General features: G+C 50.5%; 14 protein-coding genes. 10 read left to right on the forward strand and 4 right to left on the reverse strand.

Annotated elements, in window-relative coordinates; translation table 11 throughout:
* Positions 1–24 precede the first annotated feature (24 nt).
* Genes NYE29_RS15880 through NYE29_RS15890 form a run of 3 tightly spaced genes read right to left on the reverse strand, consistent with a single transcriptional unit; the run spans position 25 to position 2,011 of the window.
* A complete protein-coding gene (locus NYE29_RS15880; RefSeq protein ID WP_340896728.1) occupies positions 25–717 on the reverse strand; it encodes a hypothetical protein in 693 nt (230 codons plus the stop codon).
* Positions 714–1,655 (reverse strand): ABC transporter ATP-binding protein, encoded by a 942-nt coding sequence (locus NYE29_RS15885; RefSeq protein WP_340896730.1) that lies wholly within the window; start codon positions 1,653–1,655, stop codon positions 714–716. Before NYE29_RS15885 ends, NYE29_RS15880 begins: the two co-directional genes overlap by 4 nt.
* The gene (locus NYE29_RS15890) at positions 1,652–2,011 is read right to left on the reverse strand and encodes a GntR family transcriptional regulator (RefSeq protein WP_179091801.1); all 360 of its coding nucleotides are present in this window, start codon (positions 2,009–2,011) and stop codon (positions 1,652–1,654) included. The genes NYE29_RS15885 and NYE29_RS15890 overlap by 4 nt, the downstream gene beginning before the upstream one ends.
* A 332-nt stretch (positions 2,012–2,343) precedes the next feature.
* On the opposite strand from NYE29_RS15890, the gene NYE29_RS15895 reads away from it, so the two are divergent.
* The 4 genes from NYE29_RS15895 (at position 2,344) to NYE29_RS15910 (ending at position 8,426) form a co-directional block, all read left to right on the forward strand.
* Positions 2,344–4,611: an AraC family transcriptional regulator gene (locus NYE29_RS15895; RefSeq protein WP_340896731.1), complete on the forward strand. Its 2,268-nt coding sequence runs from the start codon at positions 2,344–2,346 to the stop codon at positions 4,609–4,611.
* 240 nt (positions 4,612–4,851) lie between these two features.
* Positions 4,852–5,808, forward strand: coding sequence for an ABC transporter permease (locus tag NYE29_RS15900; RefSeq protein WP_340896732.1), 957 nt, complete (start codon positions 4,852–4,854; stop codon positions 5,806–5,808).
* 14 nt (positions 5,809–5,822) lie between these two features.
* Positions 5,823–6,722: a carbohydrate ABC transporter permease gene (locus tag NYE29_RS15905; protein ID WP_076112504.1), complete on the forward strand. Its 900-nt coding sequence runs from the start codon at positions 5,823–5,825 to the stop codon at positions 6,720–6,722.
* Between the two features lie 57 nt (positions 6,723–6,779).
* Positions 6,780–8,426, forward strand: coding sequence for an ABC transporter substrate-binding protein (locus NYE29_RS15910; RefSeq protein ID WP_340896733.1), 1,647 nt, complete (start codon positions 6,780–6,782; stop codon positions 8,424–8,426).
* Positions 8,427–8,561: 135 nt separating this feature from the next.
* Here the strand turns inward: NYE29_RS15910 and NYE29_RS15915 are convergent, their stop codons facing one another.
* Positions 8,562–9,461 carry a LysR family transcriptional regulator gene (locus NYE29_RS15915; RefSeq protein WP_038596078.1) on the reverse strand — a complete coding sequence of 300 codons (900 nt, stop codon included), beginning with the start codon at positions 9,459–9,461 and terminating at the stop codon, positions 8,562–8,564.
* Positions 9,462–9,900: 439 nt separating this feature from the next.
* On the opposite strand from NYE29_RS15915, the gene NYE29_RS15920 reads away from it, so the two are divergent.
* From NYE29_RS15920 to NYE29_RS15945, 6 genes are all read left to right on the forward strand, one after another.
* Complete coding sequence (locus tag NYE29_RS15920; protein WP_038596077.1) at positions 9,901–10,566, forward strand: succinate dehydrogenase cytochrome b558 subunit; 666 nt, start codon at positions 9,901–9,903, stop codon at positions 10,564–10,566.
* A 176-nt stretch (positions 10,567–10,742) separates the two neighbouring features.
* Complete coding sequence (gene sdhA, locus NYE29_RS15925; protein WP_340896734.1) at positions 10,743–12,485, forward strand: succinate dehydrogenase flavoprotein subunit; 1,743 nt, start codon at positions 10,743–10,745, stop codon at positions 12,483–12,485.
* A 173-nt stretch (positions 12,486–12,658) separates the two neighbouring features.
* A complete protein-coding gene (gene sdhB / locus NYE29_RS15930; protein ID WP_038596073.1) occupies positions 12,659–13,423 on the forward strand; it encodes a succinate dehydrogenase iron-sulfur subunit in 765 nt (254 codons plus the stop codon).
* A 327-nt stretch (positions 13,424–13,750) separates the two neighbouring features.
* Entirely contained in the window at positions 13,751–14,545 is a 795-nt protein-coding gene (locus NYE29_RS15935) for a DUF3891 family protein (RefSeq protein ID WP_340896735.1), read from the forward strand.
* 99 nt (positions 14,546–14,644) lie between these two features.
* Positions 14,645–15,340: a potassium channel family protein gene (locus NYE29_RS15940; RefSeq protein ID WP_076112502.1), complete on the forward strand. Its 696-nt coding sequence runs from the start codon at positions 14,645–14,647 to the stop codon at positions 15,338–15,340.
* 60 nt (positions 15,341–15,400) lie between these two features.
* The gene (locus NYE29_RS15945; RefSeq protein WP_340896736.1) at positions 15,401–16,336 is read left to right on the forward strand and encodes a metallophosphoesterase; all 936 of its coding nucleotides are present in this window, start codon (positions 15,401–15,403) and stop codon (positions 16,334–16,336) included.
* Positions 16,337–16,379 lie beyond the last annotated feature (43 nt).

Raw genomic sequence — 16,379 nt, forward strand, 5'->3', positions numbered from 1 at the left:
TCCTTTCTAACGGCAGTATCTAATCTACATTCGGATGTCAGTACGGCGGTAAACCAGCCAGCCGGTCACCGCGAACAGCGCAGTGATAACCCACATAAGAACGGAGGTTCCAGGCTGGAACGTCTCCGAAGGAAGCGGTAACAGTGCTGATACATCCATGAATTGCAGAGAAGGCAGCAGGAGGGAGATCAACTCAATCAATCCAAAATATATAATGGCCGAGAAGATCCCGATGACTAATTTGAATCTGTAAAAACAGGAGCCAATCAGGAAGGTGGCCATTGAGATTTCGAGTAAGGTTAGTGTGAACATGTACCAAGAGAGCAATAAAGGCCGGTCCACTTCAATCGGGAGTCCTATGGAAGGCAGAACTGCCCGGCCAATCAGATACAGGATGCTCTCCGCCAGCGCAGCCGAAATGCAGAAACCCAGGAGGGCCAGCAGCGTGCTGACATAGAAATTGCGGCGCGTCACACTGAAGCTGCTCATTAGCGGGAAGGTGATAGCTACCGTAACAATCATGCTAACGATGGAGAAGATGGTAATGATATTCCGGTTGACGCTGAAAATGTTATCCGCTGATCCAGCATCCATGGAAGGCAGGAACTTAAGCAGCAGCACCATGGCGATGTCGACAAGAACAAGTACGCTCAGCAGAATCAAGGATCCTCTGCGGTAATCTTTCAGTTGGAATTTAATTAAACTCCGGGTGCTCATAAATTTCCGCCTCCTTGATTGTTCTCTGCATCGCGCAGTGTCAGATATACGAACAGCTTTTGCAGCGGAACCGGAGACAGCTCTACGCCCTGATCCTGCAGCATTTTGCGTTCGGAAGGGTCTGACAGATCTTCCAAGGTGAGCAGGAGTTTGCCGCCCAGGCGTTCGCTGTGCAGCACTCGCACGTCCTTCAACAACGCCTCCAGTACCGTGGCAGGCCCAGAAGCATAGGCAGCATTGGCGGCAAAATCCTCCACAGGGCCTTGGAAGGCGATGCGGCCTTTTTTGATGTAAGTCATTCGTTCAAACAGGTTCTCCGCTTCCTCGATCAGGTGTGTAGTTACTACAAAAGTACGGGGGAATTTGCCGTAATCCTCAAGCAATGTCCGGTAAAAAATTTCACGCATCGAGGCGTCAAGGCCGATTACCGGCTCATCCAGCAGCGTCAGCGGAGCCCGGCTGGCCAGGCCCTTGATGATTCCCGCCATTGATTGACCACCGCGCGACAGCTGCTGGTAATTCTTTTTGTTGTCCAGCTGAAACTTGCGCATCAGTTTCTCGGCCAGTTCGCCATCCCAATTCGGATAAAAAAATGAGGCATAGTTGAAGATGTCCTTTAGGTTGTAGCTATCCCAGGAACGTTCATAGGTCTTGACCAGGCAAATACTGCTGAGGGCAGCGGCATTCTCATGCACGGGAGCACCGCCGTAGGTAATTTGTCCGCTGTCAGGGAACCTTTGGCCGGCTATAAGTGACAGCAGGGTGCTTTTGCCGCTGCCATTGGCTCCGATCAGTCCATGAATCACCTGCGGTTCAAGCGTAAGAGAGACATCATGCACGCCTTGGCCTCCGCGGAATACCTTGCTGACCTGATTCAGCTCAAGCTCTGCCTCGGGCAGTGCTGCCTTCGCCTCAATCGTCTTCCTGGTGATCATCATCGGTTCTCATCCCCCTTGCGGATCATTTCGGACAGTTGCTCGGCCGTAATGCCGAGCTTGCCGGCTTCACGGATCATGGCCACCACATACTGCTCATAAAACTGCTGTCTGCGCTTATCTGTCAAGTCCGCACGCGCACCTGCTGCCACAAACATCCCAATTCCCCTCTTCTTGTACAATATTCCTTGCTCCACGAGCAGATTCACGCCTTTGGCCGCTGTCGCCGGATTGATGCCATAAAACGAAGCGAACTGATTCGTGGAAGGCACCTGAGATTCTTCCGGTATGGTTCCATCTATGATGTCATTTTCTATTCGCTCTGCGATCTGTACGAATATTGGCCGGGTGTCATCCATTTGAAATCCCAATGCTTCACCACCTAACTGGTTAATTACTTATGTAACTAACCTTAGGGGAAAATAGGTCCAGTGTCAAGGGGTGTCCGGCTATAGCATCGTTAATTTTCCTAATTTGTTTGAAAATTTTTCCTATACATATATTTAAAATGTTTTTTATAATGATAAAATAACAATAGCCGGGTTATCTGTTTTAAATTGAAATGTAAGCGGTAACAGTGAATGCTGCTGCTGCTACTGGTGCTGGTGTGAATACCGGATTTGTCATGGAGTACATCCAGGGGAAGTATTGTTCAATCTACGTATCTACAGAAATCATAAGGGGAGCAAAAATGAAAAAAACACCGATGCTGCTGCAGCTGGCATTGATTCTATTCTGCGTCATGGCCATTCCGACAGCCATCCTGACGTGGTACAGCGGGGCACAGCTTTTACAGAACTCAGAGGAGGCCATCGGAGAATCCACACTCGCCGGGCTGAATGCCAACCGCAAGCTGAACGAGAGCGCGCTCGCTAACCTGGCGCAGGATACGGCACGTTCGGCTGCAACTAACGTTTTTGACCGCATTCGCAATTTCGAGACGTTCGAAGAACTCAACTCCAATTACAATAACGTGAGCAGCGCGCTGACAGTGATGAAGGAGTTGATGAATTTGAACCGCCGGGTAGATGGGACGGAATCCTCCTACTTCTACTTGAATGATTCAGATTATGTTATTTCTACTGACAACGGGATCACAAAGCTGGAGCGGTATGAGTCGATCAGCTGGACAACAGAAGCTCTTGAGGGGCGGAGAGGAATCAGCGGCGTATGGGTTCCCCGCAAGCTGGACTCGGGCGTCAATGTTGTATCGTACGTGTATCCGCTCAATCGTCTGTCTTCCACCACGCACGGATTAATCATCGTTAACATAAGCGAGAGCCAGATCGGTAAATATTTGCATGAAACAGAAGTCGGAGACAGCAACCACCTGCTTCTGGCATCGGACGGCACAATAATATCATACAAGGACAAGTCGAAGCTGCTCACTGACGGTTATGAGCTGCCCTTTATTCGGGATATTCTGACTCAGGAACCAAGTGAAGGTTATACATTCCGTGAGCTTGATGGCAAACGGATGGTTTACGCCTGGAGCCGCTCTTCATTGTCCGGATGGTGGAATGTAAGCTGGAGTTCTATGGATGAGCTGATGACCAAATCACGTGATATGCAGGGGAATATCATTTTGCTTACGGGTGCTATTATATTGCTGGGCACAGTTATGGCTGTCGTTCTCGCGACTTGGCTGTCCAGACCGGTGAGGCAGCTGGTGCGGACGATACGCTCCAAAAGCGATTTGGGTGTGGTGAATAAGAATGAGCTTGCCTTCCTGGATATGGCGTTCAAACGAATGCAGGAGGAAGAGGATAGTCTGTTCCAGCTGCTGCAGGAGCGTGAGCAGGATATCCGCAGTCTCGCTGTTCACCGTCTTTTGCGCGGAGAGATTCCGCCCCGGATCACGGAGGTTTTTCCGGAAGCCTGTTACAGAATCGCCGTTGTCTCCATCGACCAGTATAGAGTATATGTGGGCAATACCAATGTGGAGACACGCAGCTACCACCGGTATCTGCTTAATACGAAGTACGAAAGCTTCTTTCCAGAGGGAATTCTGGCCCGTTCTGTCTATCATAACGACGGCTGTATTGTGATTGTGCTGAACTTTGCTCCGGGTGAGGATGAGCGGAGCAGCGGCCTGATTCATCAGGCGCTGGAAAAGGTCGGGGATCAGTCGCTTGCGCTGCTGGAGCATTCGGTCACGATCGGATTAAGTAATTTGTCTGATGCACCCGAAATGGTTGCCCAGCGGTTGTTTGAAGCGATGGAATTGATTAAGCAGCGGATGATTAATGGTGCCGGCAGCATCATGTACTGGGAGGATGAGGGGGAGAACAGCCGTAAATATATCGACTTCGACTGCAGTGAGCGACGGATTCTCAATTTCCTGGACGCCGGCAACCTGGACGGGATTTTCAAAGAGCTTCAGAGCATCCGCTGTCAGATCAGCTCGGAAGAGAATATTTCCTATGATAATATCATGTTCATTTATCACCAGCTGATAGGTGCGACCATCAAGCATCTTCGTGAAAATCATATCGGTACCGGAAGAATGATTATGGGCAAAGGCAACATATACACCATTCTGGCTGCGATGGATACGCTTGATGAGCTTGAGGAATATTTGCATGAAATTTTCCGTGAAATCGTACAGAGTCTGGACCGCAGCACGGGTGAAACCAATCATGGAGAACGGATCATTCATTATTTGAAGGGAAATTACCGTGAAGAAATTGTATTTGAGGATATGGCTAAAGAAATCGGCATCAGCTACTCTTATATGCGCAAGATCGTGTATGAGCTAACCGGAAACAGCATGATTGATTATCTTAATCAGCTGCGTATCGAGAAAGCCAAGGAACTGCTGCTGGATACCGACCTGACGATCAAGCAGATTGCAGCAGAGGTTGGCTATCATAATGTCCAGAGCTTCAACCGGTTTTTCCGCAAGTACGAAGGCATGCCGCCGAGCAGCTACAAGTCGGCCAAGAGCAAGAGCTCCTAGGAGCCTGCTCCAGGCCGGTAGCCAGCGGCTTTTTTTGTTTATGAAAGCGTTTTATTTTTGGGAATGCCTATCATAATTGATCATCAGGATGCTGCAGATGCCGCTAAGACCGCGGCCCGATCAAATTTGATGGGGATCATCAATACTCATGATTTTCAAATCCAGACAAAGGGGATAGCATTGAACTCGAGCTGGTGAACACAACCGGCAAGGAGATAATTTGGTGGAGGAGGTGAAAGTTTGAAAGTTGCAAGCGCTTCAAAAACAAATGAAACCGCCTTATTAAGAAACAAACAGGGACTCGGGTATTTCTTACAGCGTGACTGGCAGCTCTATTTACTATTATTAATTCCATTATCTTTTGTAATCGTATTCAAATACCTGCCGATGACAGGACTTGTGCTCGCTTTTAAAGACTACAAGATTGCAAGAGGGGTTTGGGGCAGTGAATGGGTTGGTTTTGAAGTATTCCGGGATATTTTCTCCAAACCAGACTTCACCCGTGCTGTCCGCAATACGCTGATGCTCAATATTCTTGATCTCGTATTCAGCTTCACGATGCCGATCGTACTGGCTCTGCTGCTGAATGAAGTCAAAAGCGTAAGGTTTAAACGCGTAAACCAAACCATGCTGTACTTGCCGCATTTCCTGTCCTGGGTCATTATCGGGGCGATCGCTTACCAGCTGCTTAGTCAAGGAAACGGTGTCGTCAATAATTTGATTGAGCTTATGGGCGGTAATCGTGTTCCGTTCCTCCAGGAAGATACGCATTGGCTGATCAGCTACCTGGCAATCGGTGTGTGGTCGAGCATGGGGTGGGGGACCATCATCTATTTGGCGGCCATTAGCGGTATTAACCCGGAGATGTATGAAGCAGCTACCGTTGATGGAGCAGGACGCTGGAGAAAGGTATGGAATATCACAGTTCCTTCCATCCGTGCAACCATTGTAACCTTGCTGATCATGAACCTGGGGAAGATAATGGAGGGCTCGTTCGAGCGTATATTCGTTCTGCAGAACAAGGCCACCACAGAGTACACAACGACCATACCGGTTCTGGTGTACCGTTGGGGGATCGAAAGCGGCAATTTCAGCCGGGCGACAGCGATAGGACTCTTCCAGTCCGTCATCGGTATTCTTCTTGTAATAACGGCTGACCGCGTGGCTAAGAAGCTCGGCGAGGATGGAATATTATAGAAAGGAGAGAAACCATGAGAGCATTAACCGGCAACCCTGCCGCACCACGTAAAGGGCGTTTGGACATCTGGGAATTGCTGATCCGCCTCGTTCTGATCATTGCTTCGCTAGCGTGCTTGTTGCCGTTTCTTCATGTTGTGTCGAAATCCCTGAGCTCTGACTCCTTTGTTATTGCAAATAAGGTTTTTCTGTGGCCGCAGGGCTTCACCATAGAAGCGTACAAGAAAATCTTCGCGGATGCCAGTATACTCCGTTCACTGTACATCTCAGTTATAGTGACAGTACTGTTCACCATTCTGGGGATGGTTCTGACCATCTGCGCCGCGTACCCGCTGTCCAGATCTCAGCTGAAGGGCCGTAGAGTAATCACCTTCATCTTTTTGTTCACGATGTACTTTAGTGGAGGTATCATCCCGGACTATATGAACATTAACAATCTGGGACTGATGGATACGATATGGTCACTGATTTTACCGTTGTCGTTCAGCGCCTTCAATCTGCTGATTATGAAGACTTCTCTAACGAGCGGTATTCCCGTAAGTCTGGAAGAATCTGCACGGATCGACGGCGCCGGGCATTTTCGGATCCTGCTCAGCATTGTTATCCCGTTGTCCAAACCGATTATCGCGACACTCTCTCTCTTCTACGCGGTTGGACGCTGGAATGTTTACCAGGATGCATTGTTCTATATCAAGCATGAGATCTCACTCCGGCCTCTGCAGCTCAAGCTGTATTATCTGGTCATTCAGGCCAGTGAAAGCTTCCAATTGGAAGCAACTCAGGTATCTCTTAGTAATCCGGAAGTATTAAAGGCATCAGTCGTTGTATTTGCAACCCTGCCCATTCTTTGCGTCTATCCCTTTGTTCAGAAATACTTCGTTCAGGGCGTTATGCTCGGAGCAGTCAAAGAGTAATCTTGTGTTCCAGAATAGTAATTCTACAGTCCGAAAATTTAAATTGGGGGAATTGCGATGAACAAAAAAAGAGTTGTTTCGTTAATGATGGCATCTGTCATGACAGCCGGTATGCTGGCCGGGTGCTCCGGGGGGAATAACAATAAACAGAGCGCTGAGCCTAACAGTCCTGCTGAGACGGCGGCAGCCAATAATCAGAGCGAAGGAAGCTATCCTGATTATACGAAGGGTTTTGAGAAGAAGGTTAGTCTGGATATCCCGGTTTATGAGCGGGCGTTCGAGGGCTGGAATGTAACCGACAACTATTATACCCGCTGGGTTCAAGCGGAATTCGGTGACAAATACAATATCGAAGTCAATTACGTGCCGATTACCCGTAACAGCGAAGTGACCGATTACGAGCAGCTTCTGGCGTCACATAAGGCCCCTGATATTATTTTCCACTATGATATGCCACAGGCACTTACCTATTACGGCGAGGATGTTATGCAGCCGCTGGACTATGCTGAAATCGAGAATTATGCACCGACATATTGGAAAAGTATGGGCGAAACGATTAAGCAATATGGTGTTGTAGACGATAAGAATACCTTCTTCTTCGCCGCCCGTCCCGAAGCTGACAATTTCACATCCATCATCCGCAAAGACTGGGTGGAGAAGGTTGGCATGAAGGTGGAAGATTTGACTTCTCTTGAGAAGTACAATGAGATGCTGGTGAAATGGAAAGAAGCCGGACTGGGAGTGACTGGCGGCAGCTTGCTTCAAAACAATTTCAACTACAACTACGCCTTCCGCGATTGGCCAGTCGATCCGAAATACCGCGCGCTTTATTCAGATCTGAGCGTTGCGGATTTGACCAGTGCCGACACTGAGCGTTTCTTGCGTAATATGAACTATCAATACAATAACGGCCTCCTTGATAAGGAATTCTATCTGCGAAACGATGATAATAAGATTAAATCCGAATTCGTTGCCGGAAAAACAGGCAACTACGGATTCTATCTCACGAACAATACAGACGTCTTTGCTGCTACCCTGGCGAACAACCCGGATGCCGAATTTGCTGTAGTGCCGCCTTTTGCAGGTGTTCCTGAGGGGCTCAAGCCTCAAGGACGCGCTTACTGGCCGTTTGGCTTCATCATGGGTATCAACTATGAAACCTCGCCTGAGGAGCGCGCTGCAGTCTGGATGTATCTGGAATGGCTCAGCCAGCCGGAAAATCTGTTCAAGTTCCAGAACGGTGTTGAAGGCGAAAACTATACGCTTGATGCAGACGGTATCGCTGTAAAAAAAGCAGATTATAAGGGCGAATCCGTCCTGGCACAGAACAATAACAAGGACTACTGGGGCCTCGTGACTGAAATCGCGCAATATCCGGAAGCTGACAAGACCCTCAAAGCGAATCTCCGCAACTGGGCACCGGCCGGCTACGAGAATCTCGCCGATGACATGGTGAAATACTACAACGAGGTTGCGGAATTCCGCACACCGGATGCTATGTTCACCGTTGTGCTTGAGAAGGTAAATGAGTATAAAGCCGATCTGAATTCACTCTTTCAGGATCTATATGTGAAGTGTGCGCTTGCTCCGGAAGCTGAATTCGATGCGACCTATGAAGCAGCCAAGAAGACTTACCTGGAAGCAGGCTACCAGGAAATTCTCGACGAGAAGCAAGAGGCGATCGACGCAGGCAAGTTCCGTTAATTCCAGCATCTGCGGGCCTGTATTCAGACTGAATTACAAGCTGGCGCTCGATATAGCAGAATAACTGCCCGTGTACGCGCAAATACCCGGCAGGCCGATCCATAGCAATATGGGGGCTTGCCGGGTATTTGCCTGTTATTCGTGTCCAGGCAGGAAAACTTCCTCCGTAACCTGCACGAGGCAGCGTGCCGCAGTGCTCAGGCTGCCGCTTCCCTGATAGATCAGACAGGTAGTCCGCTGGGTCTGCTCCAGTTCCTTAATATGGAGAGAGACCAGCCCGCCTCCGTTCAGCAGCTCCGGACGAAGGTACGACTTCGGCAGCAGCGCTGCTGCTTTAATCGTCGGCAGCAGCCGGACGATCGCTTCGAAGGAGTCGATCTCCATGCGTACATCCGGCTCAACGGCGCAGCGCTGGAACAGCTCATCGGTCATGCGGCGGTACCAGGTGCCCTTAGAGAAGAGAATCATCGGCAGCCGCGCGAGATGGTCCATCGTCAGCTTCGCCGGCAGGGTCAGCGGATGATGACTGGAGACGACCAGCCGCAGCTGGTCCTCGAACAGCGGGATGCAGCGCAGCCCCGGCTCCTGTATGGAGGAGGCGATTATGCCGACATCGCATTTGCCCTCGCTGACCGAGGAGACGATTTCATGTGTTTTTCCGGTAATCAGCTTCAGCTCGGCTGCCGGATATTTCTCCGTGTAGGCGTTCACAAGCGGCGGCAGTGTGGTCTGCAGTGTCGTCAGACTGGCGCCAAGTGTCACGAACTGCGGCTCACCCTCCCTGAATTTGGACAATGCCTCCAGAAATTTGGACCGTTGCTGACGCTGCTCCAGCGCATAAGTATAGGTGAGACGGCCAACCTCGGTCAGCTCCAGCCGTTTGCCGAACCGGTTGAACAGGGCGACGCCCAGCCGTTCCTCCAGTTTGGAGATTTTACGGGAGAGAGCGGGCTGGGACAGATTTAGCTGGCGTGAAGCCCGGTTAAGGCTGGAATGCTCCACAACTGCAGCAAAAATATCCAAATCGTCGAACATAACAGAGGTCTCCTTTCATCCAACTTGTAGTAATGCTGATAACTTTATATCAGTGTCCCTGTAGTGAAAGTGATAAAAGGCATAGCCGCGACGGATGTCTCTTCATGAAAAAGGTTGAAGGACCGGCGAAATCTTTGGAATCACTGTTCTAAATGAGAATTATTATCATATTAAAAATATTCTTATGCAATTATTGTATAACGTTTAATAATTAGATTGCAATTCCCTTATAAGAGAAAAAAGAGTAACATGAAAAGTGACACAGGATATTCACATATTGTGAATAATAAAGCAAAGTCCGGGAAAGCAATGGATAGTGGTGAAAATAGAGATTCAGGTGATGATTTTAAACCTTAGCTCCCCTGTTTCAACTGTACTCCCGGCGGTGTATGCTCATTAATGAAAACGCTGTTTTTTATTCGGAAAGGGGACACTTTGCATGAGAGGATTTTATTCCAGAAAGATTCATTCCTTGCTCGGCATTATCCCGCTTGGGGGCTTTTTCCTTGAGCACATGCTGACGAATTTCGCGGCAGTGGAGGGTGGCGCTTCCGGTTTCACAGACAGTGTGCTATGGCTCAACAGCCTGCCGCTAGTCTTCTTCCTGGAATTGTTCGGCATATGGCTGCCGCTGCTGTACCACGGGGTTTATGGGCTATACATCGCCTATCAGTCCAAGCCGAACCTGAACCGGTACAATCTGGAAAGAAACTGGCGGTATACGCTGCAGCGTGTAAGCGGAGTCATCACTTTCGTGTTCATCGTCTGGCATGTGTTCGAAACCCGGTTCCAGGTGGCGCTCGGGAATGTGGAGCATGAAGAACTTGGCAGTGTAATGCATGACATCGTTACCCAGCCGCTTCTTCTAGCCGTGTATGTAATTGGGATTCTGGCGGCCTGCTTCCACTTTTCCAATGGCCTATGGTCATTCCTGATCAGCTGGGGGATTACCGTGGGGCCGCGTTCACAAAGAGTGTCCTCTATTCTTTGTCTCGGACTTTTCGTCCTTGTCAGTTTCATGTTCCTGCTGTCGCTGGTCACTTTCCGTGACAGTGAATTCCAAGCTACCGCCTCCGCGCTGCAATCCCTGCGGACTTTTATTTAAAAAAGAATAGTTGGCATATACTCCAGTGTGGAGCGGCTGCCATTTATGCAAATATCCACAAGGCTGATTTACAGCTGACATAATTACATGTTTGACAGCCTATGCTTCCGAAGCCAGTTTTGTACGAGGCGGATACTCGGAAGTCTATGCTCACAAAACTTTAGGAGTGAACAATCATGGCATCAGCCGATATCATTATCGTGGGCGGCGGGCTGGCCGGCCTGATGGCTACCATCAAGGCGGCGGAATCCGGCGCACATGTGCATTTGTTCTCACTGGTTCCAGTCAAAAGATCGCACTCAGTCTGTGCGCAGGGCGGCATCAACGGCGCTGTTAATACGAAGGGCGAGGGGGACTCGCCCTGGGAGCATTTTGATGACACCGTATACGGCGGTGACTTCCTGGCGAACCAGCCGCCGGTTAAGGCGATGTGTGAAGCCGCACCGGGCATCATCCATCTGATGGACCGGATGGGCGTAATGTTCAACCGTACCCCGGAGGGGCTGCTCGATTTCCGCCGGTTTGGCGGAACGAAACGGCACCGTACTGCTTTTGCCGGGGCGACAACCGGCCAGCAATTGCTGTATGCGCTGGATGAACAGGTTCGCCGCTGGGAAGCGGAAGGCCTGGTGACCAAGAGCGAGAACTGGGAATTCCTTTCCGTCGTCCTTGATGATGAACGCGTCTGCCGCGGCATCAGCGCCCAGAACCTGAAGACGATGGAGATCCAGACCTTCCCTGCGGACGCGGTCATTCTGGCCAGCGGCGGTCCGGGAATTATTTTCGGCAAAACGACCAACTCCGTGATCAACACAGGGACGGCTGCAAGTGCTGTATATCAACAGGGTGTGCATTATGCCAACGGAGAATTCATCCAGATTCACCCGACCGCAATCCCCGGCGACGACAAGCTGCGGCTGATGTCGGAATCGGCACGCGGCGAAGGCGGACGTATCTGGACCTATAAGGACGGCAAGCCGTGGTACTTCCTGGAAGAGAAATACCCGTCTTACGGAAATCTGGTGCCGCGCGATATCGCAACCCGGGAAATCTTTAATGTCTGTGTGGACCAGGGGCTCGGGATCAACGGCGAGAACATGGTGTATCTGGATCTCTCCCACAAGGATCCTAAGGAGCTTGACGTCAAGCTGGGCGGCATTATTGAGATTTATGAGAAATTCATGGGCGATGATCCCCGTAAAATACCGATGAAAATCTTCCCAGCCGTGCATTACTCCATGGGCGGCATGTGGGTCGATTACAATCAGATGACCAACATTCCCGGCCTGTTTGCGGCAGGGGAATGCGAATACCAATACCACGGTGCGAACCGGCTCGGCGCGAACTCGCTGGTCTCGGCGATTTATGGCGGCATGGTCTCGGGACCGAAGGCCGTTGAATATATTAAAGGCCTGAAGAAATCGGTGCAGGACATTTCTTCCACCGTGTTCGACAGCTTCCACAAGAAGCAGACGGACAAATACGAGTCCCTGCTGTCAATGTCCGGCACGGAGAACGCCTATGTGATTCATAAGGAACTGGGCGAATGGATGACCGCAAATATGACCGTTGTGCGTGACAACGTCAAGCTGGAAGCGACCATCGGCAAAATTAAAGAGCTTAAGGAGCGTTACCGCAACATCAACATGAATGATACTTCGCGCTGGAACAACCAGGGTGTGGCCTTCACCCGCCAGCTTTGGAATATGCTGGAGCTGTCCGAGGCGATGACACTCGGGGCACTGCTACGGAACGAAAGCCGCGGCGCACACTACAAGCCGGAATTCCCGACACGCAATGACGAGGAGTTCCTGAAGACGACTAAAGCGACATGGAGCGCGGATGGCCCGCAAATCTCTTATGAAGCAGTAGATGTCTCGCTGATTCCTCCGCGGGTACGGGATTATTCGAAGGACTAACCGCTTAATGGTGCCGTTTGAATGAGCCCTGAACCTATGGGGAATATGGGGTGAATGCATAATGTACATCAGAGTACTCCCAAGCAGGCTTCAAAAGGTAATCGGAAATATAGCAGTATGCTCGAAGAAATACGTTGAAGTAATGCTCACCAAACTTTTAGGAGGTAACTGATATGGCGGAAACTGCTGCAGCTCCCAAAAACGTAAAGTTTATAATTACCCGCCAGGACGAGCCGGAGAGCTCACCATATGTCGAGGAATTTGAGCTGGCCTACCGTCCGGGGATGAACGTGATCAGCGCTTTGATGGAAATCCAGCGTAATCCGGTTAACGCCAAGGGTGACGGTACGGTTCCGGTATGCTGGGATTCCAACTGTCTGGAGGAAGTGTGCGGTGCATGCTCCATGGTGATAAACGGCAAACCGCGCCAGGCCTGTGCGGCGCTGATCGACAATCTGGAGCAGCCGGTGCGCATCGAGCCGATGAAGACGTTCCCTGTGGTACGCGATCTCGTGATCGACCGCAGCCGGATGTTTAATGCGCTCAAACGCGTCAAGGCATGGATCCCGATTGACGGAACCTATGACTTGGGTCCGGGGCCGCGGATGGCGGAGAAGAAACGCCAGTGGGCCTACGAATTGTCCAAATGCATGACCTGCGGCGTCTGTTTGGAGGCTTGCCCAAATGTCAACGAGAAGACCAATTTCATCGGGCCGGCAGCCATTTCCCAGGTACGATTGTTCAACGCCCATCCTACGGGCGAGATGAACGCCGATGACCGTCTGGATGCGTTGATGGAAGACGGCGGCATCGACGGCTGCGGCAACTCGCAGAACTGTGTGCGGGCCTGCCCGAAAGGCATCCCGCTTACAACCTCCATCGCGGAGATCAACAAGCAGACTACCAAGCATATGTTCAAGCGTTGGCTGGGTGTGTAATTTGTAAATTCACTCTTTTTCCCCTCCATTTTTGATTTACTGCTATCTATCTTTCCTGAGCCACTTTCGCGGTGCTATTTGCCGCAGGGAGTGGCTTTTTCGCATTCAGTGGCTACATATCCTGGCTGAAGCTCCCGCATTCAGGGGCACAGGCACTTAAGGTTTGCCTGTTTCTTTTGGCGGTATAGATGGGTACATTTTTAGACAGTCCCTTCTTAACGAGCAGAAGGTGTATGAATAGCCAAACTCAAACAAATATAGATGGATATGTTATAATCTCCTTAGTTGAGTCAACATCAGGCAGTGGAGAATCGGGGAGGAATTACGTTGATTTGTAGGGAACAGGACGGAGCATTTGTAATGGTTAAACAGCATGAGCACGGGCGGCTGGCCGGAGAATTTGCGCAATGGTTCAAGGAAGAGCATGTACCCGAGGGAAACCGGCGTGCAGAGGTGCTGCGTGCGGTCAGCAACCATGACAGGGGCTGGATTGATCTCGATGAAACGCCTTTCTGGAATGATGCGGTAGGAGCGCCTTACAGCTTCATAGATTTTCCCGTAGTGCCGAAGCTTACGTTCTACAAACGTGGACTTAATGAGATTGAAGCGGACACACCGTACGGTGCGCTGCTGTGCAGTCTGCATTTTGAACGGCTGATTGAGGTGTCCGGGGAGGATTGTCCCGAGCTGACCGCCTACCTTAAGGATGAGGAGGAGCGCAGGGCCCGCATCCACCGCGACCTCGAGAAAAACCAGCCCATCGGAGAAGGCGAGCTGTATTATGATGCCAGGCTGCTGCAGTTTTCTGACGATCTCTCATTGTATCTGGCTCTGAATGAGCCGGGAAGCCCCAAAGCGGAAGAACATCCGTGGTGGAAGGACGGCTTCTCCGGAAGTGAGGATTTCAGCTTTACCTCAGGACGTCTGATCTCGGCGGAATGGCAGGATGCATCCACGCTAATGCTCGACCCTTTCCCGTTCACAAGGGATGTCGAGGTGGCAATGGTACTGCGTAAGGTCAGCAAGAAAGAAATCGCCAGCAAGGGAATTGCTTCTGCATACAGCTCTGCACCGGAAGAAAAATGCCGGATTACCGTCACCAGCAGGCCGAAGGCGGATTAATCAAACGGCACGGAAAGCGGGCGCACTCAGGAATAAATTAGCGGCTGCTTATCTCACAACTACCCATTGCCCGTACCTTAGAACAGGAGTGTAATAGCTATGGCTTGGTGGGTATGGACCCTCAATATAGCAGTGATTATACTGCTGTCGTTTTGGTTTTTCCGGATGAAGCTGAGCTGGATGGGAAAAGGGGTGCTGCTGGCCCCCATTCTAATCTATGCGCTCATTTCGGTTGAGGATTTGCTGAACTGGATTGACCTGGGCTCCATCGTACCGGGCAACCGGGGATTAAGGGGACTGATTTTACTCTTTGCTCTGGCCTCGGTGCTTTTCTACATTCTGTTCATTTTTCATGAAATCAAGGAATCGAACAGCAAGGAAGTCAGGCTGCAGCAGACACTGGTCCGTATCAGTATTGCTGCGTTTACCTGTATTATTTTTTTTACAGTCGTATATACATCCATATATAAGCTATTTGGACAGTCCTCTTTTCAGGGCATAGGAATAGGGGATGATCTGCTCAGCCAGCTGATTACCTTTCTATATTTCAGCGTGGCCACCTTTACGACTGTCGGCTATGGAGATGTGGCTCCGGTGGACAATACTTCGCGGCTCGTGGTCATCATGCAGATCAGCTTCAGCTTCATTACTGTAGCCTATGCCCTGTCCATGCTGGGCTTGTTCCGCAAGATTCTCGGCCCTGGTACGGAAGCAGAGATTGAGGCATCCATCGAGGTGAATATTGATGATGAAGTGGACAAAGCGGTAGAAGATGTAAAAGATGAGATCAAGTGATTTTAACAGTTAGCGGAGCGGATTGTATTTCAAGCTCCTGCAAGGAAGGAGGGTCTCCCTATGAATAAAAAAGCGTCCGGGGGTTCTCCCAATGATGGTCCACCTCTTGTTGCCGGCGGCAGTTACAACACTCCGCTGCCACCCGTGAAGGGCAGCGGCCGCAAAATTACCCGCCGCCAGTTCCTGACCCGCGGAGCGGCTACTATGTTTGGGGCCGCGCTGCTCGGCGGCGGATATGTATGGCAGGGAGAACCCAACTGGCTTGATATCACCCGGCTGGACATTCCGCTGAAGAATCTCCCTTCCGCGTTTGCCGGCACCCGGCTGGTTCATTTCAGTGATGTGCATCTGGGCTTCAACAAGGATGCCCATGATTTGGCCCGGCTGGTTAAGCACATTGAGGCCGCAGAGCCGGATATCATTTGCTTTACCGGGGATATTGTAGACAGCTACGCAGAGGACCTGAAAGAATCCGTAGCGCTGCTCGCGGAACTTCATGCCCCGCTGGGGAAATATGCGATATTCGGCAACCATGATTATAAGAACACGGAATTGCTTGCGCAGCTGCTGCAGTCTGCCGGGTTCACATTGCTGAGGAATCAGTCATATCTTATTAAGCAAGGCGGTGCAGTGATGGCGGTTGCCGGCCTGGAAGACATGCTGCATGGCCGTCCCGATCCGGAAGCTGCACTTAAAGGCATCCCAGAAGGGATATGTACGGTTCTGATGATGCATGAGCCGGATTATGCTGACACGGCGGAAAATTATCCCTTTGATCTTCAGTTGTCGGGGCACAGCCATGGAGGACAGATCCGTCTTCCTTTTGTTGGCGCAGCCTACACCCCATACGGGGCAGTTAAATACATAAGCGGACTATATTATACAGAAAATAAAGCCATGCCGGTCTATGTTAACAGAGGCTTCGGCGAGACTTATATGCCGTTTCGCCTGTTATGCCGGCCGGAGCTTACTGTGATTACGCTGCGCAGGGTGTAAGGAGCAATAGTACTGAAATTCCCAAATTAAGCTGCAAGGGAAG

The organism is Paenibacillus sp. FSL M7-1046, assembly GCF_038007405.1.
Classification (GTDB): Bacteria; Bacillota; Bacilli; order Paenibacillales; family Paenibacillaceae; genus Paenibacillus_AQ.